Source organism: Amycolatopsis sp. NPDC104775 (assembly GCF_055583325.1).
Genome location: NZ_JBVJOE010000022.1, coordinates 14740 through 34085 on the forward strand (window position 1 = coordinate 14740; position 19346 = coordinate 34085).

The window sequence follows — 19346 nt, forward strand, 5'->3', positions numbered from 1 at the left end:
CCCATGCTCGACTCCACCGAACTCGCCCTGTACCGACGGCTCGCGCGGGAGCAGTCCGTCAGCCGCGCCCCGTCCCTCGTCGCCGCTGTCGTCCGCGGCGGCGAGCTCGTCTGGTCCGGAGCCCGCGGCCGCGTCGGCGACCAGCGCCCGGACGACGACACGCAGTACCGGCTGGGGTCGATCACCAAAACGATGATCGCCACCGCGGTCATGCGGCTGCGCGACGAGGGCAAACTCGCCCTGACCGACCCGCTGGAGCGGCACCTGCCGGGCACCGCGTTCGGTTCGGTCACCGTCGCGCAACTGCTGTCGCACACCTCGGGTCTCACGTCGGAATCGCCCGGCCAGTGGTGGGAACGCGCGCCCGGCGCGGACTGGGCGGCGCTCGTCTCCAGCCTGGAAAAGGACGCGACGAAGCTGCGTCCCGGCTCCAAATTCCACTACTCGAACGTCGGCTACGGCGTGCTCGGCGAACTGGTCGCCCGGCATCGCGAGCGGCCGTGGTTCGACGTCGTGCGCGACGAAATCCTGACCCCGCTGGGCATGAACCGCACCACCCCGCATCCGGAAGGCGCGCACGCCGAGGGATTCGCCGTGCACCCGTTCGCCGACGTGCTCATGCCGGAGAAGTGGCCGGACGCCGGCGCGATGGCCCCGGCCGGGCAGCTCTGGTCCACGATCACCGACCTCGGCCGCTGGACGTCGTTCCTCGGCGGCCACACCGGCGACGTGTTGTCCGCGGACACGGTCGACGAGATGCGCACGATGAACATCGTCGACGACACCGAGGTGTGGTCGACCGGGTTCGGCCTCGGCCTGATGGTCATGCGCTACCAGGGCAGGCACCTGGCCGGGCACACCGGCTCGATGCCCGGCTTCCTCGCCGCGACCCTCGTCGACCCGCGCAGCGGCACCGGTGCGCTGTGCCTCGCGAACTCCACCGCGGGCGTCAACATCACGCAGCTGTGCCTCGACCTGATCACCACCGCCGACGACCTCGAACCCGCACTGCCCGACGAATGGCTCCCGTCCACTGTGGACCCGGAGCTGCTCGCGCTGACCGGGCTGTGGCACTGGGGCCCCTCTCCGTACTTCCTGCGAGTGCAGGGCGACGGCCTGATCTCGCTGAACCCGGCCGTCGGCGGCGGGCGGGCCTCGCGGTTCCGCTCCGAAGGCCCGGACACCTGGATCGGCCTGGACGGCTACTACGCGGGCGAAACGCTCACCGTCGGCCGTGACGCGGACGGAACGGCGAACCACCTGAACCTCGCCACGTTCATCTTCAGCCGCACGCCGTACGACCCGGCCGCGCCGATCCCGGGCGGACTGGACGAGGCCGGGTGGCGCTGAGTCAGCCCGCTTCGACCTTGACGCCGGACTCTTCGGCGTCAAGGTCGGGCGCTGCCCGCCCGGCCGGGGACAGCCACGCCTTCGCGTAGACGTCCTGGCCGGGCAGGCCCACCAGGATGTCGCCCATCCGCGGCGGGCCGAACACCCACAGCCGCCGGTGCTCGATCAGCTCGGCGGCGAGTTCCGGCGGGCAGCGTTCGATGCCGAACCGCCCTGGCCAGCCGGGTTCAACCACGAGCCAACCAGTCACCGACGTGCCGGGCCAGACGTTCCGGTCCGGCAGCGCCACCCAAGCCGGAGTCAGCGAGCCCGGCCCCGACTGCCACGTTTCCCGGACCTGCCTGGCCCAGGCCACCGCGAGCCCGCCCCAGAACAGCGCGGGAATCAACACCGGCCACGCGGAACCGCCGAGGAACCAGAACGCCGTGACCACGCTGCCCACCGCGACCGCCACCGCCAGCACCGCGACGGGCACAGCGGCGGCGGCCTGCCAGCGCAACCTTCGCTGCGACAGTTTCCGGAGGGGCAGCCCCGTCGGGTCAGTCGTGAAGAACCCCGGCGTCAGCACGCCGCCGATCTCCACCGCGACCCGGCCTCGCGCGTCCGGCTCGTCCATCCGCAGCCGTCCGGTCCTCCGGAGTTCGCGGGCCTGTTCCGCCGGGCAGTCGACCAGCGTCAGATAGCCGCGCGGGCGGACCGTGACCCGCAGAAGGCTGGGCGGCTCCTGGCCGTAGTCCCATTGAGTGGTATCCCCGTCGAGCTTCGCGCGGACCTCGCGCATTGGTCCCTTCGGCCGCACCCGGGCCGGGCGGTTCCACGGCCGCCACCACAGCAGTGCGCCGATGACGAACCCCACCGCGAGCACGACCGCGAAAACCGCCGAGCCGACCTCGTCCGGATCCGGCGCTTCCGCGACCAAGGCAGCCACGATCAGACCAGCGGCTGCGACCGAAAGCCCGAACACCGCGGGCGCGGCCAGCCGCCGCGGGAACGACCACCGGGGCCATCGCGGCACGAAAACCAGCGCCAGCGTCGCGGCGAAGCCGATCGGAAGACCGATCAGCGCAGTCGAGTCCCACGGGTGCACCAACGCCGTCAAGGCGAAGAGCGCAAACCACCCCCAGCGCGGCCGGTAACCGTGCGTTTCCGTCACGATTCCACATGTCGGACACCCGCCAACCGCCGTTACCTGCGTTGTCCCGACCTGAGAGACTAAGCACATGACCGACGCTGAGTTGACGATCCCAGCAGACCTCAAGCCGGCCGACGGCCGCTTCGGCTGCGGACCCTCGAAGGTCCGCGAAGAGCAGCTCGCCGCCCTCGCCCGGTCCGGTTCCACCTACCTCGGCACCTCGCACCGGCAGAAGCCGGTCAAGTCGCTCGTCGGCCGGGTGCGCGCCGGGCTGTCCGAGCTGTTCTCCCTCCCGGACGGGTACGAGGTCATCCTCGGCAACGGCGGCACGACCGCGTTCTGGGACGCCGCCGCGTTCGGCCTCGTGCGCGAGCGCGCGCAGCACTTCACCTACGGCGAGTTCTCCTCGAAGTTCGCCACCGTCACGAACAAGGCCCCGTTCCTCGGCGAGTCGATCGTGGTGAAGGCCGACCCGGGCAGCGCGCCGGAGATCGCTTACCAGCAGGGTGCGGACCTCGTCGGCTGGGCGCACAACGAGACCTCGACCGGCGTCGCGGTGCCGGTTCAGCGTCCCGAAGGCAGCGACGGCGCGCTGGTCGCGATCGACGCGACGTCCGGCGCCGGCGGTCTTCCGGTCAAGGCCGAGGACTTTGACGTCTACTACTTCGCGCCGCAGAAGTCGTTCGCGTCCGACGGCGGGCTGTGGATCGCGCTCGCCTCGCCCGCCGCGATCGAGCGGATCGGCGAGATCGGCGGCGGCGACCGCTGGATCCCCGAATTCCTCTCGCTCACCACCGCGCTCGACAACTCGCGCAAGGACCAGACCTACAACACCCCCGCCGTCTCCACGCTTTTCCTGCTCGCCGAGCAGATCGAGTGGATGAACGGACAGGGCGGCCTCGACTGGACCACCTCGCGCACCAAGGAATCCTCGACCCGGCTGTACGAATGGGCCGAGAAAACCTCCTACACCACGCCGTTCGTGGCGAACCCGGAGCTGCGCTCGCAGGTCGTCGGCACGGTCGACTTCGCCGACGAGGTCGACGCCGCCGCGGTCGCGAAGGCGTTGCGCGCCAACGGGATCGTCGACACCGAGCCGTACCGGAAGCTGGGCCGCAACCAGCTGCGCGTCGGCCTGTTCCCGGCGATCGACCCGGACGACGTCACGAAGCTCACCCAGAGCATCGAATACGTCGTGGAACGCCTCGGCTGACCCGAAAACGCCCATACCGCCCCGCCAGCCCTCCGGCTCGCGGGGCGGTGTGCGTTGACGACCACTCGTTCGTGACACACCGTGGTCGGCGTGTCACGGCGCAGGCGCAGTGCGTGCTCGCGAAAATGGTCCGAAAGGGCCGTCGGATTGAGTTCGGATGGGTGAGGCGTCGGCGCGCCTCGCACGTCAAGCCGACGCGCCGTTCTAACGTGGGCACCCACAAAGGTGAACACCGGGGAGGCGAGAAATGCGGGCGTTGCGGGTGGTCGGGCTGCACGAGGACGGGAAGTCCCTCGTGCTGGAGGACCCGGCGAGCCGTACCCGCTTCCTGCTCCCGGCCGACGAGAGACTGCGCGCGGCGGCGAGGGGGGACATAGCCCGGCTGGGCCAGATCGAGATCGAGTTGGAGAGCCAGATGCGGCCACGCGAGATCCAGGCGCGAATCCGCGCGGGCGAGTCCGTCGAGCAGGTCGCGAGCAGCGCGGGCGTCTCGACGCAGCGGGTGGAGCGCTTCGCCTACCCGGTGCTGCTCGAACGATCCCGCACCGCGGAACTCGCGCAGTCGGCGCATCCGGTCCGCGAGGACGGGCCGGACGTCCAGACGCTCGGCGAGGTCGTCGCCTACGCCTTCGGCGTCCGCGGTCACGACTACAACCAGGCCGCCTGGGACGCCTGGCGCGGCGACGACGGCAAGTGGGTCGTCGTGCTGCGCTGGAAGGCCGGCCGCTCCGACAACCGCGCGCACTGGTCGTTCTCGCCCGGCGCGCACGGCGGGACGGTGCACGCTCTCGACGAGAACGCCGAGGTCCTGCTGAACCCGAACTCGTACGTCGCCCCGCGCACCGTGCGCGCGCTGGCTCCCGCTCGCGACGCGGTGGTGCAGCCGACGCTCGACGCCGTCGAGGAACCGCGCGCCATCGAGGGTCCGGACGAGGGCGACGACGAGACCCGGGAGATCCCGCGGGTCCCCGGCGAATCCGACGGGGACGACGCCGAGCAGCCGCGCACGAAGGCGAAGAAGAACCATCCGATCGTGCCGTCCTGGGAGGACGTGCTGCTCGGGGTTCGCACCCAGCGCGGCTGACCTGACACCTGAGCGAAGCCGGAACCGCCCAGCACGGTTCCGGCTTTTTTCAGGCGTCCAGCAGCGCGGCCAGTTTTTTCGGCGCGACGTGCCGATACGCCTCGCGCACGATCTGGTCCACTTCGGCCCAGTCGACGTCCACGTCGAGCCGCACGCCGAGCCATCCGTGCACCCCGACGTAGGGCGGCCGGAAGAACCGCTCCGGTTCGGTGCGCACCAGTTCCTCCTGAACGCCAGGCGGAACGGGGCACCAGAACGCCACCTTGTCGTCGTGGTGCCGGTCGGCGAACATCACGAACGTCTTGCGCCCGCGGACGAACCAGGTCGGTTCGCCGTGGCTGAGCCGTTCGGTCGCTTCGGGCAGGGCGAGGCAAAGCGCGCGCAGGTTGTCGAGCGGGGCCATCGGGCCAGTATCCGCGAGTCAGAACACCGTGGCCAGCACGCCGATCCAGGCGAGCACCAGACCGCCGCCCGCGCCGTACACCGCCCAGCGCAGGATCGGCACCTTGCGGCCCAGCCACAGCGACGGCGCGACGCCGCCGGTCACCACGAGCGACGCGATCAGCGCGAGCCAGGTGTTCGTCTCGCGCGCGAGCGTGCCAGCCAGCGCGAGCATCGCCACGATCACCACAGCCGCCGCGAACGCCGACACAGTGAGCCCGGTGAACCAGGGCGTCGGCTCGTCCGGAGTTCGGGGCCGCGCGGGCTGATCCGGCCGCGGCGGCGGTTCGACCACTGTCTCCACGCCCGTCACCGGGTCGACGAAGCGCACCTCGGTGCCCATCACCGCGGCCAGTCGCGCGGCGAGCTGGCGGCCACGCTGCGAAACAACCGAACCGGCGACGTCGACGTCCGAGTCGGAGCGCGCGACCGCCGAAGCCACGCGGGCCCATTCGTGCAGCGCCTGGGCCAGGTCGGCACCGATCGCGAGCCGGCGCGGGTCGACCTCCCGCGCGTGCTCGCCGCCCGGCCCGGCGAGCACCGCCTCCTCGCCGCGGATCCGCAGCTCCATGGTGCCCCTCCCCGCAAAGAACGTGCCGGAGGTCACCTTAGTGGGCGATGCCCGCCGAGACTTCATGGAACGCGATCGCCGCGGCCGTGGCGACATTCAGCGAGTCGACGCCGGGCACCATCTCCACGCGGACCGCGACGTCCGCCGCCTCGATCGCCGCGTCCGTCAGCCCCGGCCCCTCCGCGCCGAGCAGCAGCGCGATCGGGCCCGGCACCTTTTCCCGCAATCCGCGCAGCGGCACGGAATCCGCCCGCGGCGTCAGCGCGGCCACCGTGAAACCCCTGGCCCGCAGCACATCCAGGCCACCGGGCCAGCTGTCGAAAGACGCGAACGGGACGCGCAGCACGTGTCCCATCGAAACTCGCACACTGCGCCGGTAAAGCGGATCCGAACAACCTGGACCCAGCACGACCCCGCCGACGCCGAGCGCGGCGGCGTTGCGGAAGATCGCGCCGAGATTTTCGTGATCGCCGACGCCTTCGAGCACCGCGAGAACCTGGGCGCTGTCCACGATTTGGGAAACCGTCGGGGGTTCCGGGCGATCCGCGACCGCGAGCACGCCGCGGTTGAGATGGAAACCGACGACCTCGGCCATCGTCTCCGCCGACGTCACATAAGCGGGCACGTCGACGCCGGCGAGTTCGTCTTCCAATTCCCGCAGCCGTCTCTCCACGCCGAGCAGCGCTCGCACCGGATAACGCGACGCGAGCAGCCGTCCGACCACGACGGTTCCTTCGGCGATCACCAGCCCGCGACCGCCGGGGCGGTCCGGGCGACGGTCCGCTGTGGACAGGTCGCGGAAGTCGTCGAGGCCTGGATGCGCCCGGTCCTCGGTGAAGATCAGTTGAGCCACATCGGACAGTCTCGCACCCACTCGAACCCGCGTTTACTGGTCCGAACGCTGGGTACCCGCTAGAGCAAATGGCCTAGTCACGCACCGGGTCAACCGCCGGTGACGGAGAGCACCAGTTTGGCCGCTAGCCGGGGGCAGTTCGCTGTGCGACGGTGGTCTCCCTGGCGACCTAGCCGCCCAGACCACTGCGGACAGCAGCCAAGGAGCGCGTCGAACCATGGGTACGGATCTCTCGGCACATCCCGGCCGGCTCGATCGCGGACGGTACCGCCGGAAGGTCCAGCGCTGCCTCGACACCTTGGCGCGGATGCTCACCGACGGGAGTTTTTCCTTTCCCCGCAAGAACATTGGCCTCGAAGTCGAGCTGAACCTGGTGGACGGGCAGCTGCGGCCGTCGATGACCAACTCGGTCGTGCTGGAGGCGCTCGGCGACTCCGCGTTCACCACCGAACTCGGCCAGCACAACCTCGAACTCAACGTGCCGCCGCGGCCGCTGGCCGGGGATTCCGCGCTGCACCTGGAAGAAGACCTGCACTCCTACCTCACGAAGGCGCAGGCGAGCGCGGCGCACACCGGCTCGTCGGTGGCCATGATCGGCATTCTGCCGACGCTGGGCCCGGAGCATTTCGACCAGAAGTGGCTTTCCCACAAAACCCGCTATTCGTCGCTGAACGACGAGATCTTCGCCGCCCGCGGCGAGCGGATCGCGCTCGCGATGGACGGTCCGGCGCTGCCCGGCGGCCAGCCGGAACGACTGCGGCACTACGCGGAGTCCATTCTCCCGGAGGCCGCCTGTACTTCGGTCCAATTGCATCTGCAGGTCGCCCCGGAGGAATTCGCGGCGCACTGGAACGCCGCGCAATGCCTGGCCGGCGCGCAGATCGCGCTCGCCGCGAACTCGCCTTTCCTGCTGGGCAAGACGTTGTGGCACGAAACCCGGATCCCGTTGTTCCAGCAGGCCACCGACACGCGGCCGGAGGAGCTGAAAAACCAGGGCGTCCGGCCGCGGGTGTGGTTCGGCGAGCGGTGGATCACGTCGATCTTCGACCTGTTCGAGGAAAACGTCCGCTATTTCCCGGGCCTGCTGCCCGAAACCGATCTCGAAGACCCGATCGAAGCGCTGGAATCCGGGCAGGCGCCGAAGCTTTCCGAGCTGCGGCTGCACAACGGAACGATTTGGCGCTGGAACCGGCCGGTGTACGACGTCGTCGACGGCCTGCCGCACCTGCGCGTGGAAAACCGCGTGCTGCCCGCCGGTCCGACGATCGCCGACATGGTGGCCAACGCGGCGTTTTTCTACGGCGCGCAACGCGCGCTGGCGGAGCAGGAACGGCCGGTCTGGTCGCAAATGTCGTTCCAGGCAGCGGAAGAAAACCTGTACGAGGGCGCGCGCAAGGGCTTCGACGCGCAGCTGTACTGGCCCGGCATCGGCTGGATCCCGCCGGACGAACTGGCGTTGCGGGTGCTGTTGCCGCTGGCGCACGAAGGCCTGCGCCGGTCGGATGTCTCCGACGAAGCCCGGGTCCGCTATCTCGGCATCATCGAACGCCGATGCCTCGCCCGCCGCAACGGCGCGGCCTGGCAGCGGGACTACGTGCTGCGCGCGCACGAACGCGGAGCCGATCGCGAGACCGCGCTCAACTGGATGCTGCGGCGGTACCTGGAACTGTCCGCCGAAGGCGAACCGGTGCACACCTGGTCGCTCGACGACTGAGCCGGTTCGCGAAGTCCCCTACAGTGTTTCGCACGGGAAGGGGGTGGCACGCGTGCCGAAGGTGCTCGGCGGTTCGCTCGAAGCGCATCGCCGCGAAGTGCGGTCACGGGTGTTCGACGTCGTCCGCGCGCAGCTGTACGAACGCGGGTTCGACGCGATCACGCTCGCCGGAGTCGCCGCGGAGGCCGGGCTTGGCCGGACCGCGATGTACAACCACTTCCCGGACAAGGAAAGCCTGCTCGTCGCGTTCGTGGAGGACGAGGCCGCGCGCTATGTCGAGCGGCTGCGCGAGGCGGTGGAGGCCGAAAGCGACCCGGTCGCCCAGCTGGCCACGTTCGTCCGGCTGCAGCTGCGCGTGCTGGCCGAACACCACCTTCCGCCGGGCACCGCGCTGGAGTCCGCGCTCGCGCCCGCGGCGTATCAGCGGATCAGCGCGCACGCCGACCCGATCATCGAACAGCTTCGCACCGTGCTGCTCGCCGGAGTCGACGCGGGCAGCTGGCCCGCGCAAGACCTCGACGTGGTGGTTCCGATGATTACCGCCGCGCTCGGCAGCCGTCAGGTCATCGATGTGCCCGCTGACCAGCTGGAAGACGCCATCGAAGCCGCGGTGCGATTCGTCCGGCGAGCGGTCGGCTCGCCAGAAAAACGCTGATTTTAGGGTAGCCTAAGTCGCAATTCTGGCTTACAGTCTTTCTGACAGCTTGTCATAAAGACGTCGGGAGGCCTTTGATGACGGTGACCGCGGACCTCGAAGCCAGCCCGTTCTCCGGACAGCTGCGCGAGTCCACGAGGACGGTGCACGACAAGGCCAACCACTCCACGTACATGAACGCCCTGCTCGGCGGTGAATTGACGCTGGCGGGCTACGCGGCCCTGGCCACCCAGTACTACTTCATCTACCAGGCGATCGAGCGCGCCGGTGACGCGATGGCCGACGATCCGGTCGGCAGCCAGTTCGTGTTCGAGGAGCTGCGGCGGCTGCCCGCGCTGGAACGCGACCTCGCCCACCTCGTCGGCCCCGGCTGGCGCACCGAGATCGCCCCGCTCGCCGCCACCGAGGCCTACACCGCGCGGATCGCCGAGGCGTCGCACTGGTCCGGCGGCTTCGTGGCGCACCACTACACGCGCTACCTCGGCGACATCGCCGGTGGCCAGATCATCCGGCGGCTGCTGGAGAAGAAGTTCGACCTCGCCGAGGCAGGCACGCTCTTCTACCGCTTCGACCAGATCGGCAGCGCACCCGCGTTCCGCGACCGCTACCGCGCGAAGCTGGACGAAGCGCCGTGGAGCGAGGAAGACCGCGCCCGGGTGATCGACGAATCCGTGGTCGCCTTCGAGCACAACGTGGCGGTGTTCGACGAACTCGCTCTCGACCTCGCGCGGTACCGCGATCCGGCGGCATGACCCGGGTCACAGCGGGTTGACCTCCACCTTGCTTGAAGTACGAGGCTCGGTTTTAGAAGGTGCCCGAGAGGGAAGCCGCAGGAAAACCGCGCGTCGATCAGAAGGAGGGCCCATGGCCCGGTACGAGCTGCCCGAACTCGATTACGACTACGGTGCTCTCGCGCCGTACATTTCGGGCGAGATCAACGAGCTGCACCACAGCAAGCACCACGCGACCTACGTCAAGGGCGCGAACGACACGCTGGACAAGCTCGCCGCCGCGCGGGAGGCGGGCGATTTCGGCTCGATCGTGGGCCTGGAGACGACGCTGGCGTTCAACCTGGCCGGGCACGCCAACCACGTGGTGTGGTGGAAGATCCTCTCGCCGGAGGGCGGGGACAAGCCGACCGGCGAGCTGGCCGCGGCGATCGACGAGGCGTTCGGCTCGTTCGACAAGTTCAAGGCCCAGTTCACCGCGGTGTCGACCACCATCCAGGGCAACGGCTGGGGCGCGCTGTCGTGGGACCCGATCGGCAAGACGCTGATCACCCAGCAGCTGCGCGACCACCACAACAACCTGATCCTGCCGACCGTGCCGATCCTGCTGGTCGACGTCTGGGAGCACGCGTTCTACCTGGACTACAAGAACGTCAAGCCGGACTACGTCAACGCCCTGTGGAACATCTTCAACTGGGCCGAGATCAGCAAGCGCTTCGACAACGCCGTCGCCGGCGGCAACGGCCTCCTGCTCAGCTGAGGCCCGCGGCAGCCGCGGGGCCTGGCCCTCGAAAGGGCCGGGCCCCGTTTTTTCGCTTGACCTGGAGTGCACTGGAGGTGTGAGAGTGGAACCCATGGACGTCGACGCCTACCTCGCTCGCCTGGACCTGCCGGTGCCCGCATCGGCCGACCTGGCCGCGCTGCGCCTGCTGCAGGAGCGGCACCTGATGCACGTCCCGTTCGAGAACCTGAGCGTGCACCTCGGGGAACCCATCGAACTCACCGAAGAAGCACTCTTCGACAAGCTCGTGCGCCGTCGCCGCGGCGGATTCTGCTACGAGCTGAACGGTCTTTTCGCCGCCCTGCTGCGAGAGCTGGGCTTCGCCGCGACGCTGCACGCGGCCCGGGTCTTCAACGACGCCGGAGTGCCCGGCCCGCCGCTGGACCACGCCGCCGTCCTCGTCCAGCTCGACGACGAGCAGTACTTGGTGGACGTCGGCTTCGGCAGATTCAGCCGGCAACCGCTGGCGCTGTCCGCGGTCGAGCCGCAGAGCGATCTGGAGGGCGATTACCTGCTTCTGGACGCGCCTTACGGCGACGTGGACGTCCTGCGCGACGGCAAGCCCGAGTACCGCTTGGAGCGCCGCCCACGGCAGCTGTCGGACTTCGCGCCGATGGCGTGGTGGCAGGCGACGTCGCCGCAGTCGCATTTCACGCGAAACCTGACCTGCTCCCGCCCGACCGCCCAAGGTCGCGTGACGCTGTCCGGCGACCGGCTGATCGAGACGGTCGACGGCGTGCGGAACGAGGTGCTGCTGCCGAACGACGAGGCCGTGCGGATGGCCTACCACGTGTACTTCGGCCTGCGGTTGCGCCGGCTTCCGATGCGCCCGGGCGAACATCCGCTGGAGACCTCGAAGCCGACCCCGCACCCGTCCTGACGCCCACGTCGTGAACGGCCTTGCCCTCACGGCGAAGAGCCCGGACCATGAACAGAGCCCCGCCTCCCGGGGTTCCCAGGTTGCGGGGCTCTGTCCGTTCCCGAACTGACTGCCGCTCCCACCACGAAGCGGACGTGTATGAGGTTAGCCTAACCTCACCAACAGAGGCAAGACCGTCCCCGCGGAGACCTCAGTCTCACCCGCCCGAGTGACAACTTTCGGCGGCCTCGGCCTCGCCTGACTGCCATTACCGCAGGTCAGACCCGTTCCCGAGGCAAAATCCGCAGGCCGTTCCCGAGCCGCCGAGGCAGCCGGACGCCGCCGCGCCGGATCAGCACCACCGCGCACACCACCGCCGCGACCACCGAGATCGCGCCGCCGATGTAGAACGGCGACCGGCCGCCGAACGCGTCGGCCATCCAGCCGGTCATCGGCCCGCCGATCGGGTTCCCGCCGATCAGCACCAGCACGTAGATGCCCATCACGCGGCCGCGCATCTCCGGCGACACCGACGTCTGCACCAGCGCGTTCGCCGTGTTCAGGAAGGTGATCGTGGCGAAGCCGAGCGGGATCAGCCCGATCCCGAACGCCAGGTACGTCGGCATGAACGCGGTGATGAACTCGAACGCCCCGAGCAACGCCGCCGACACCAGCATCAGCCGCACCCGGGGGCGGCTCTTCACTCCCCGGCGAGCCGACGCCAGCGCGCCGGTGAAAGTGCCCACCGCGACGAGCGTCGACAGCAGACCGTAGCCGTCAGCCTGGGTGTGGAAGACGTTCGCGGCGACGATCGGCAGCGAGGTGAAGTAAGTGATGCCGAACGTGCTGACGAAGAACATCAGCACCATGACCGTCACCAGATCCGGCCGCCCGCGCACGTAGCGCAGGCCCTCCATCAGCTGGCCCTTAGCGCGCGGAATCGCCGGACCGCGGAACAGCTTCGCCGGGTTCATCAGCGCGACCCCGGCGATCACCGCGAGCGTGCTCGCCGCGTTCGCGATGAACAGCCAGCCAGTGCCGACCCAGGTGATCGCGAACCCGGCGATGGCCGGTCCGACGATGCGCGCCATGTTGAAGATCGACGAGTTCAGCGCGACCGCGTTCGCCACCTGGTCACGGCCGACCATCTCGGCGACGAACGACTGCCGCGTCGGAACCTCGATCGCCGAGGTCGTCCCGAGCATCACGCACAACAGGTAGACGTGCCACAGCTGGGCGACGCCGGTCAGGTCGAGCACGCCGAGCAGCACGGCCTGCAGGCAGTTCGCCGACTGGATCAGCATCAGGAGCTTGCGCTTGTCGACGCGGTCGGCGAGCACGCCCGCCCACAGCGACAGCAGCAGCGTCGGGATGAACTGCAGCGCGACCGCGATGCCGAGCGCCACCGGATCGTTGCCGGACAGCGTGAACACCAGCCAGTCCTGGGCGATGCGCTGCATCCAGGTGCCGATGTTCGAGATGACCTGGCCGCTGAAGAACAGCCGGTAGTTCCGCACGCGCAGCGACGAAAACATCGTGCGGCGGGTCTTGGTTTCCGGGGATTCCGCGGCGGAATCCGGCACGGAAGACGATTTCCCGGCCGGAACGGAACGAGGACCAGGCGGAGCGGCACTGGACGGCGGCGGTGCCGTGTCCCGGGTAGCAGTGGATTGGGCCGGACATCCTGTTTCGCTACCCGTGGTGGTCACCTGTGCTAGTTCCCCGCCATCCTGTCGATGATCTCCGCGGCTCGGGAGAGCACTTCAAGCTCTTCCTCGCCGAGTTCGGCCAGTTGCCGGTCCAGCCACGCTTCCCGCACCGAGATGGCCTTGCGCACGAACGCGAGCCCGTCGTCGGACAGCTCGACGATGGCCTGGCGGCCGTCGGTCGGGTGCGGCCTGCGCTCGACGAACCCCATCTCCTCGAGCGCGGCGATGACCCTCGTCATCGAGGGCGGCTGGACGCCTTCCTTCGCGGCGAGCTGACCGGGGGTCAGCGGACCGCATTTGTGCAGGGTGGACAACGCCGCGATCTGCGTGAGCGACACGTCGTCAGCCACCCGCTGTGCCCGGAGACGGCGGTTGAGCCGCACCACCGCGAGACGCAGGCGGCTCGCCAGTGATCGCTCGTGCGGGTCGCCGGACATATAGTTAGCATACCTCACGACCTGCACTCGGTGTTTACGCCGGTCAGGCGAGTGCGGCTTCGATCGGCCCGACGGCGAAGTAGGCGACGAACGCCACCGCGATCACCCACATCAGCGGGTGAATCTTCCGAGCCTTGCCGGTGACAGCCTGGATCACGACGTAGCTCACGAATCCGGCGCCGATGCCGTTGGCGATCGAGTAGGTGAACGGCATGACGACGATGGTCAGGAACGCGGGGAGCGCGATCTTGAAATCGGTGAAGTCGATGTCGCGGACCTGCGCCATCATCAGCGCGCCGACCACGACCAGCGCTGGAGCGGCCGCCTCGACCGGCACGACCTGATACAGCGGGGTCAGGAACATCGCGGCGATGAAGAGCAGACCGGTAACCACGTTCGCCAGCCCGGTCCGCGCGCCCTCCGCGATGCCGGACGCGGATTCCACGAACACCGTGTTCGAGCTGGCCGAGCCAAACCCGCCAGCCGCGCCCGCGAGACCCTCGACGAACAGCGCCTTGCCGACGTTCGGCAGCTGCCCGTCCTTGCCGACCAGCCCGGCTTCCTTGCCGAGGCCGGTCATCGTGCCCATGGCGTCGAAGAAGTCCGCGAGCACGAGGGTGAAGACCAGCAGCACCACGGTGATGATCGGCAGCCGGGTCCAGGCGCCGAACGACACGTCGCCGACCAGCGACAGGTCGGGGAGGCCGACGACCTTCTCCGGCAGCGCCGGGTAGCCGAGGTTCCAGCCCTTGGGGTCGGTGCCGTTGGACGGCCCGGCCTTCACGATCGCCTCGACCACGATCGCGAGCACGGTCGAACCGAGCACGCCGATCAGGATCGCGCCCTTGACGCGCTTGGCCACGAGCACCGCGGTCAGCAGCAGCCCGACGACGAACACCGCGGTCGGCCACGACGCGATCGAACCGCCGATGCCGAGCCCGACCGGCACGGTGGTGTGCGCGTCGTCCGGCAGCCGCCGCACGAACCCGGCGTCGACCAGGCCGATCAGGCAGATGAACAACCCGATGCCGACCGCGATCGCGGATTTGAGGGCGGGCGGCACGGCGCGGAACACCGCGGTGCGGAAGCCGGTGAGCACGAGCAGGACGATGATCACGCCCTCGATGACCACCAGGCCCATCGCCTCCGGCCAGCTCATCTGCGGCGCGATGGTGACCGCGAGCAGGCTGTTGATGCCGAGCCCGGTGGCGATGCCGAACGGATAGTTGGCGACGAGGCCCATCAGGATCGTCAGCACCCCGGCGCCCAGCGCGGTCACCGCCGCGACCTGCGGCACCGGGAGGATGTGGCCGAGCACGTCCTTGTGCGCGGACGGGGTGTCGGCCGCGAAACTGCCGATGATCAGCGGGTTGAGGACCACGATGTAGGCCATCGTCACGAAGGTGACCACGCCGCCGCGGATCTCCCGCCCGGTGCTCGACCCGCGTTCGCTGATCCGGAAGAAGCGGTCCAGTGTGGACCCGGCCCGTTCGCGCTGCTCCGCCATTTCCCCGCCTGTCTCGCTGTTTCCGTCCGGGTAAGCTCTGGTCCGTGGACGAACCGACCAGTGCCCCGGACGCTCCGGCCGCCTTGCGGCACACGCCGGACCTGCCGAAGCGGCTCACCGACCTGACGCCGGTGGTGATCGTAGGTACTGCGCTCTGGCTTGTCGCGCTCGTGGTGCTCTTCTTCACGAGCGGGGGCGTGTGGGTGCAGACGTGCCTGGCCGGGATCGCGCTCGGGTTCATCGGATTCGGGATCATTTTCTGGCAGCGAGCGGCGGCCCGGCGCGGGTCGAAATCGGCCCAGCGGCTCTGACGTTCCCGCCGGTTCTCCCCGGCTTCACGAGGTCAGTTCAGCATGGTGCGCGGCGCGGGGTCTTCCAGCAGCGCCGTAATGCGGTAACGCTCGCCCCAGCGGTCGCTCGCCCACGCGAAGGCCCGGGCCAACCCCTCGGACGTGTCCGCCGCGTGCAACCGGTCATCGGACCACCACGGCACCTCGGCCGTCTCGCCATCGACCGTCACCGTGAGCGGGTCGTGCAGCAGCACGCCGCCCTCCGGCAACGCGATGCCCAGCTGGTCCGCGGCGAGCGCGAGGGCGGGCAGGTCGGCCCACGCGACGTACTCGCCGGTGCTGTCCACCTCGGCCTTGAGGCTGCTCGTCACCGGGACGTCCAGGAGTTCCGCCAGCCGCTCCGGCTCCGCGGGTGCGACGAGGATCTTCGCCGGGTCGAGCGCCGCCGCGATCCAGGGCACGTCCAGCACCACGGCGTCCTCGACGACGCTTCCGTCCGCCGCGCGGACTCGGGCGGGCGCGTCGACGTCAGTGATGTCGACGGGCGCGGCCACCAGCGCCGCGTGCGCGCGGGCCACCAGGCCCGGCGTCGGCGTCCGCTGGGGATCGCCGAGTCGTTCCAGCAGATCTGTGACGTCTTCGGCGGTTTCCAGGTCCAGTCCGGTCCGGACGCCAGCGGCGCGGAGCAGGTCGTCGCTCAGCCCGAGGTCCGGCACCGGGTCGTACAGCCCCGCCAGCGCGGTCGCCGACGCGAGCCGCCACGCGCCCGGCGCTTCCCCGGCCAGCAAGGCGTAGCGGGCGAGCCACCAGCCCGCGTGGCCGTCCGGGCTGTGCAAGGCCTGCCAGGTTTCCGGGCGCGCCGCGATCAGCCGGAGCGCGTCCGGCCAGGCGTCGTCCGCGACGAGGTCGAGGTCCCGGATGGACACCACCGTCGTCGGCGGCTGGTCGAACGAATCCCACCACTGTTCTTCGTCCGGCAGATTGTGGTCGGGTTCGTGCGGTTGTTCGTCCAGCACGACCGCGAACGAATCGAGCACCTTCGCCGCGACGAGGGTTTCCGTCGGCCAGTCCTCGGCGAATTCCTCGTCCAGCACGGATAGCGCGCCGCCGGGCTCGAACACCTCGGGGTCGATCACGTCCAGCAACGGCGACGTCGGCAGCACCAGTTCGTCCGCGCGCCGCCAGCCGTCCTCCGAGGGCAGCGCCAGCGCTCCGATCCACTCTGGGGCCAGCCCGCCGCAATCCGTGACCAGCCGGAGCACCGCACCGGCGAGGTTCATTCCATCCAAACCGGACTGAACGTCGGCGACGCTGTGCTCTACCGCGTACTGGAGCTGTTCCGCTTCGAGCAGCTGCCGCGCGTCAGCGTGCTTGGCCCCCAACAGTTCCAGCAATGAGTGCGCTGCTCCCGGATGCACCAGCCGGAGACCGGGAACGTCCACATCGGACAGAAGTTCTCGCAGTTCGCTGCTGCCGTCGACCAGCAGCGCGCCCTTGACGCCCGGCAGCGTCCGCCCGTCGGACAACGGAACCGGAAGCCCGTCCAGCTGATTCGCGCTGAGCGCATGGCTTTCGACCGCGACCGCCAGCTCCGCGTACAGCTTCCGCCACCAGTCGGGCTCGCGATCGATGCCGGTCAACACTTCGAGAACGTCACCGATGCCGAGGATGTGCGCGGACACCGGCTTGAGCAGCCTCGGATTCGCCTGCACCAGGCCCGGAATGACGTCCGCGAGCAGCGGAGCCAGGCCGTCGATGTCGAGCACCCGGGCTTGCTGCCCGGAGACTTCGTGACCGTCCACCGTGGCCAGCCAGGGCTCCTGCGCGAGCGAGGCGTACACCAGGTCTTTCAGCTGTGCGTCCACAGTGGACAGCGGGAATCCCGCCGCCGGGACCAGGATCGGCCGATACTCTGCTTTGACCGCCCGGACCAGCGCGACGTATTCGCTCGCCGCCTTCTCCAGCGCGTGAGTGAGTTCCGCCCCGGGCAGCACCCTCCGCCGAGACGGCTCCAGCGGCACTTCCGCGATCAACCGCGCCGGAAGCGAAAGACCTTCGTCGGTCGGCGTCGGCGCGTGCAGCACGTCGTCTTCGAGCGGCTGCGGCACGCCTTCGGCGTCGACCGGAACCGCCCAGACCCCGTGCTTCAACCAACGCCGTTGTCCCGCCGGGGAGGTGATCTCGACGATCTCTTCCCCGCTTCGAGTCCACTTGCGACCGTCCACTTCGGCCTCAGCGAGCCACGGCAGCGCAAGCAGCAGATCCTCGATCTCGTTGGCCAGGCTGTCGAGCAGCCCCTCGCCGGATTCCCGGAGCGGCAATCGCACTTCGGTGGCGAACCCAGCGCTTGGCTGTTCGGCGATCGGGAAGGGCAGCCGCAGCACCGGAACGTCGCCGCCCCGGCCGGACTCCTCCCGCGTGCGCTGCGCGGAAAACGCGACGCCGCCCGAGGTCGAAACGACGCGAGGCTCGTCGGTCACCGTCAGGACGGCCGCGAAGCCGACGCCGAACCTGCCGACAGTTCCCCGCTTAGCCGACGCTCGCAACGACGCAAGCGATTCGACGCCCAGGGTGTCCAACGGCGCGCCGGTGTTGGCGAACCGCAGCTCACCGTCCACAACGGACACCCGGATCCGCCCTGGCTCGCCCGCGATCTGGGCGGCGTCGGCCGCGTTCTGCGCCAGCTCGACGAACAGCCGATCGCGGTAAGCGCCGACGCGCAGGTCACGTTCGGAGTTGGTGTCTTCGGTGAAACGGGTAGGCGAATCGCGCCAAGCGCTCAGGACCGCTTCCCGCAGCCGGACTGTCCCGAAAGGATCAGCCGCTCCCCCAGCGACTTCGTTCACCGGACGACATCGCTCCCGTCGGAGTCGTCCTGCTGCCGCGCCTCGTGACCGGGTTCCGCGGCTTCGTTCGGTGCGACGGTCTCGACGACGACGTCAGCCGCAGTGCCCGCCGCCGAAGCCTCGACGGGCTCGGCAACCGCGGGTTCCTCGGCAGCTTCGTCCGCGGGTTCCTCGACCGCCTGCTCGCCAGCCGCGTTCTCCACCGGCTCCGCGACCTCAACCGCAGGCTCCCCGGCAACCGGCTCAACCTCAGCAGATTCCTCGACCGCCACCTCAGCGGCAGCTTCCTCGACCGCCACTTCCGCGGCCGCTTCCGGCTCCACCGCCGACACCTCAGCGGTCTCCTCCGCCGCCGCGGCCGCCGCCTCTTCGACCACCGCCGGGTCCGCGACGGCGCTCGGCTCAACTGCCGCCTCCGGAAGCGGCGTGAAGTCGATCAGCGAATCGTCGTAGACCAGCTCCGCCACCGGGACCGAGGACGTCACCTCGACCCGCACCTCCGAATGCGCCCCGCACCCGTAAGCGACGTCCACGACGTGCCCGTCCGCGGGCGCGATGTCGTTCGTGCAAGCTCCGAACGAACCGCGCAGCGAACCCGCCAGCGGCACGAAGAATCCGCAGGTCCCGCAGGTCGCGGGGGCGCTGCGGGCCATGTCCGAACGCGGGCCGAACTCGCCGGTGTGCCAGCGGGCCGCCGCGTCCAGCCTGCCGTAGCGGGAAAGAACGTGGACCCGGCCGAGGCCGACCTCGAGCGCCGCTTCCTCGACCGCCGGGTCGTCCGACTGGAGGTACGCGGGTGCGAGGCGCGGGTCGTCCTTGTCCGCCGGGAAGAGGTCGCCGACGCCGAGGTCGCCCGCGCGCACGCGCTGCTCCCACGGCACCCAGGCGGGCGCGACCAGGGCCTCCGGGCCGGGCTGCAGCACCAGCTCGCTCACCGTGACCGGCTCGTCCGGTCCGGCCACCGCGACGGTGACCGACCAGCGCCAGCCGCGGTAGCCGGGCACCGAGGCTTCGAAAAGGTGGCTCGCCGAAACGGCGTCCTCGCGTTCCACTCCGACGTGCTCGCCGACCTGGTCAGCGGGGGCTTCCGCCAGCACGGCCTCCCGCGCGACCGCCACGGCGTCCGCGAGCTTCCGGTGGAGAGAGCCGTCGTCCAGGGTCAACAGCAGCGTCATA

At 69.7% G+C, this 19346-nt stretch carries 18 protein-coding genes; 9 read left to right on the forward strand and 9 right to left on the reverse strand.

The genetic code is table 11. From position 1 onward, the window contains the following. Window positions 1–3: 3 nt before the first annotated feature. Window positions 4–1350, forward strand: a complete 1347-nt coding sequence (locus tag ACZ63D_RS42350) for a serine hydrolase domain-containing protein (protein WP_465359971.1) — start codon at window positions 4–6, stop codon at window positions 1348–1350. Between the two features lies 1 nt (window position 1351). Here the strand turns inward: ACZ63D_RS42350 and ACZ63D_RS42355 are convergent, their stop codons facing one another. Beyond that, window positions 1352–2503: a hypothetical protein gene (locus tag ACZ63D_RS42355; RefSeq protein ID WP_465359972.1), complete on the reverse strand. Its 1152-nt coding sequence runs from the start codon at window positions 2501–2503 to the stop codon at window positions 1352–1354. 67 nt (window positions 2504–2570) lie between these two features. Here ACZ63D_RS42355 and serC point away from each other — a divergent pair, with 67 nt between their 5' ends. Together serC and sepH are read left to right on the forward strand one after the other, a co-directional pair. Then, complete coding sequence (gene serC, locus ACZ63D_RS42360) at window positions 2571–3695, forward strand: phosphoserine transaminase (RefSeq protein ID WP_465359973.1); 1125 nt, start codon at window positions 2571–2573, stop codon at window positions 3693–3695. 247 nt (window positions 3696–3942) lie between these two features. Beyond that, window positions 3943–4779 (forward strand): septation protein SepH, encoded by an 837-nt coding sequence (gene sepH, locus ACZ63D_RS42365; RefSeq protein WP_465359974.1) that lies wholly within the window; start codon window positions 3943–3945, stop codon window positions 4777–4779. Window positions 4780–4828: 49 nt separating this feature from the next. Here the strand turns inward: sepH and ACZ63D_RS42370 are convergent, their stop codons facing one another. From ACZ63D_RS42370 to ACZ63D_RS42380, 3 genes are read right to left on the reverse strand one after another with little or no spacing between them, the layout of a single operon-like run. Further along, window positions 4829–5182 (reverse strand): MmcQ/YjbR family DNA-binding protein, encoded by a 354-nt coding sequence (locus ACZ63D_RS42370; protein ID WP_465359975.1) that lies wholly within the window; start codon window positions 5180–5182, stop codon window positions 4829–4831. Between the two features lie 18 nt (window positions 5183–5200). Beyond that, window positions 5201–5791 (reverse strand): DUF2537 domain-containing protein, encoded by a 591-nt coding sequence (locus ACZ63D_RS42375; protein WP_465359976.1) that lies wholly within the window; start codon window positions 5789–5791, stop codon window positions 5201–5203. Window positions 5792–5828: 37 nt separating this feature from the next. Beyond that, window positions 5829–6644 (reverse strand): TrmH family RNA methyltransferase, encoded by an 816-nt coding sequence (locus ACZ63D_RS42380; protein ID WP_465359977.1) that lies wholly within the window; start codon window positions 6642–6644, stop codon window positions 5829–5831. Window positions 6645–6861: 217 nt separating this feature from the next. On the opposite strand from ACZ63D_RS42380, the gene ACZ63D_RS42385 reads away from it, so the two are divergent. The 5 genes from ACZ63D_RS42385 to ACZ63D_RS42405 all read left to right on the forward strand — a co-directional run bounded on the left by ACZ63D_RS42385 (window position 6862) and on the right by ACZ63D_RS42405 (window position 11402). Continuing rightward, complete coding sequence (locus tag ACZ63D_RS42385; RefSeq protein WP_465359978.1) at window positions 6862–8358, forward strand: glutamate-cysteine ligase family protein; 1497 nt, start codon at window positions 6862–6864, stop codon at window positions 8356–8358. A 52-nt stretch (window positions 8359–8410) separates the two neighbouring features. Beyond that, window positions 8411–9013, forward strand: coding sequence for a TetR/AcrR family transcriptional regulator (locus tag ACZ63D_RS42390; RefSeq protein WP_465359979.1), 603 nt, complete (start codon window positions 8411–8413; stop codon window positions 9011–9013). A 77-nt stretch (window positions 9014–9090) separates the two neighbouring features. Next, the gene (locus ACZ63D_RS42395; protein WP_465359980.1) at window positions 9091–9765 is read left to right on the forward strand and encodes a biliverdin-producing heme oxygenase; all 675 of its coding nucleotides are present in this window, start codon (window positions 9091–9093) and stop codon (window positions 9763–9765) included. Between the two features lie 112 nt (window positions 9766–9877). Continuing rightward, window positions 9878–10501, forward strand: coding sequence for a superoxide dismutase (locus ACZ63D_RS42400; RefSeq protein WP_009083877.1), 624 nt, complete (start codon window positions 9878–9880; stop codon window positions 10499–10501). A 94-nt stretch (window positions 10502–10595) separates the two neighbouring features. Then, on the forward strand, window positions 10596–11402 hold the full coding sequence (locus ACZ63D_RS42405; RefSeq protein WP_465360001.1) for an arylamine N-acetyltransferase family protein: 807 nt from the start codon (window positions 10596–10598) through the stop codon (window positions 11400–11402). Between the two features lie 257 nt (window positions 11403–11659). Here ACZ63D_RS42405 and ACZ63D_RS42410 read toward each other — a convergent pair whose 3' ends face one another. From ACZ63D_RS42410 to ACZ63D_RS42420, 3 genes are all read right to left on the reverse strand, one after another. Beyond that, on the reverse strand, window positions 11660–12916 hold the full coding sequence (locus tag ACZ63D_RS42410) for an MFS transporter (RefSeq protein ID WP_465360002.1): 1257 nt from the start codon (window positions 12914–12916) through the stop codon (window positions 11660–11662). Window positions 12917–13095: 179 nt separating this feature from the next. After that, entirely contained in the window at window positions 13096–13527 is a 432-nt protein-coding gene (locus tag ACZ63D_RS42415) for a MarR family winged helix-turn-helix transcriptional regulator (protein ID WP_009083883.1), read from the reverse strand. A 43-nt stretch (window positions 13528–13570) separates the two neighbouring features. Next, window positions 13571–15034, reverse strand: coding sequence for an NCS2 family permease (locus tag ACZ63D_RS42420; protein WP_465359981.1), 1464 nt, complete (start codon window positions 15032–15034; stop codon window positions 13571–13573). An 83-nt stretch (window positions 15035–15117) separates the two neighbouring features. Between ACZ63D_RS42420 and ACZ63D_RS42425 the strand changes: the two genes are divergently transcribed. Then, window positions 15118–15345, forward strand: a complete 228-nt coding sequence (locus ACZ63D_RS42425; RefSeq protein ID WP_043827386.1) for a DUF2530 domain-containing protein — start codon at window positions 15118–15120, stop codon at window positions 15343–15345. 32 nt (window positions 15346–15377) lie between these two features. Here the strand turns inward: ACZ63D_RS42425 and ACZ63D_RS42430 are convergent, their stop codons facing one another. Both ACZ63D_RS42430 and ACZ63D_RS42435 read right to left on the reverse strand, forming a co-directional pair. Continuing rightward, on the reverse strand, window positions 15378–18170 hold the full coding sequence (locus tag ACZ63D_RS42430; protein WP_465359982.1) for a sacsin N-terminal ATP-binding-like domain-containing protein: 2793 nt from the start codon (window positions 18168–18170) through the stop codon (window positions 15378–15380). Next, window positions 18167–19345 carry a DUF3027 domain-containing protein gene (locus tag ACZ63D_RS42435; protein WP_465359983.1) on the reverse strand — a complete coding sequence of 393 codons (1179 nt, stop codon included), beginning with the start codon at window positions 19343–19345 and terminating at the stop codon, window positions 18167–18169. Before ACZ63D_RS42435 ends, ACZ63D_RS42430 begins: the two co-directional genes overlap by 4 nt. Window position 19346: the final 1 nt, after the last annotated feature.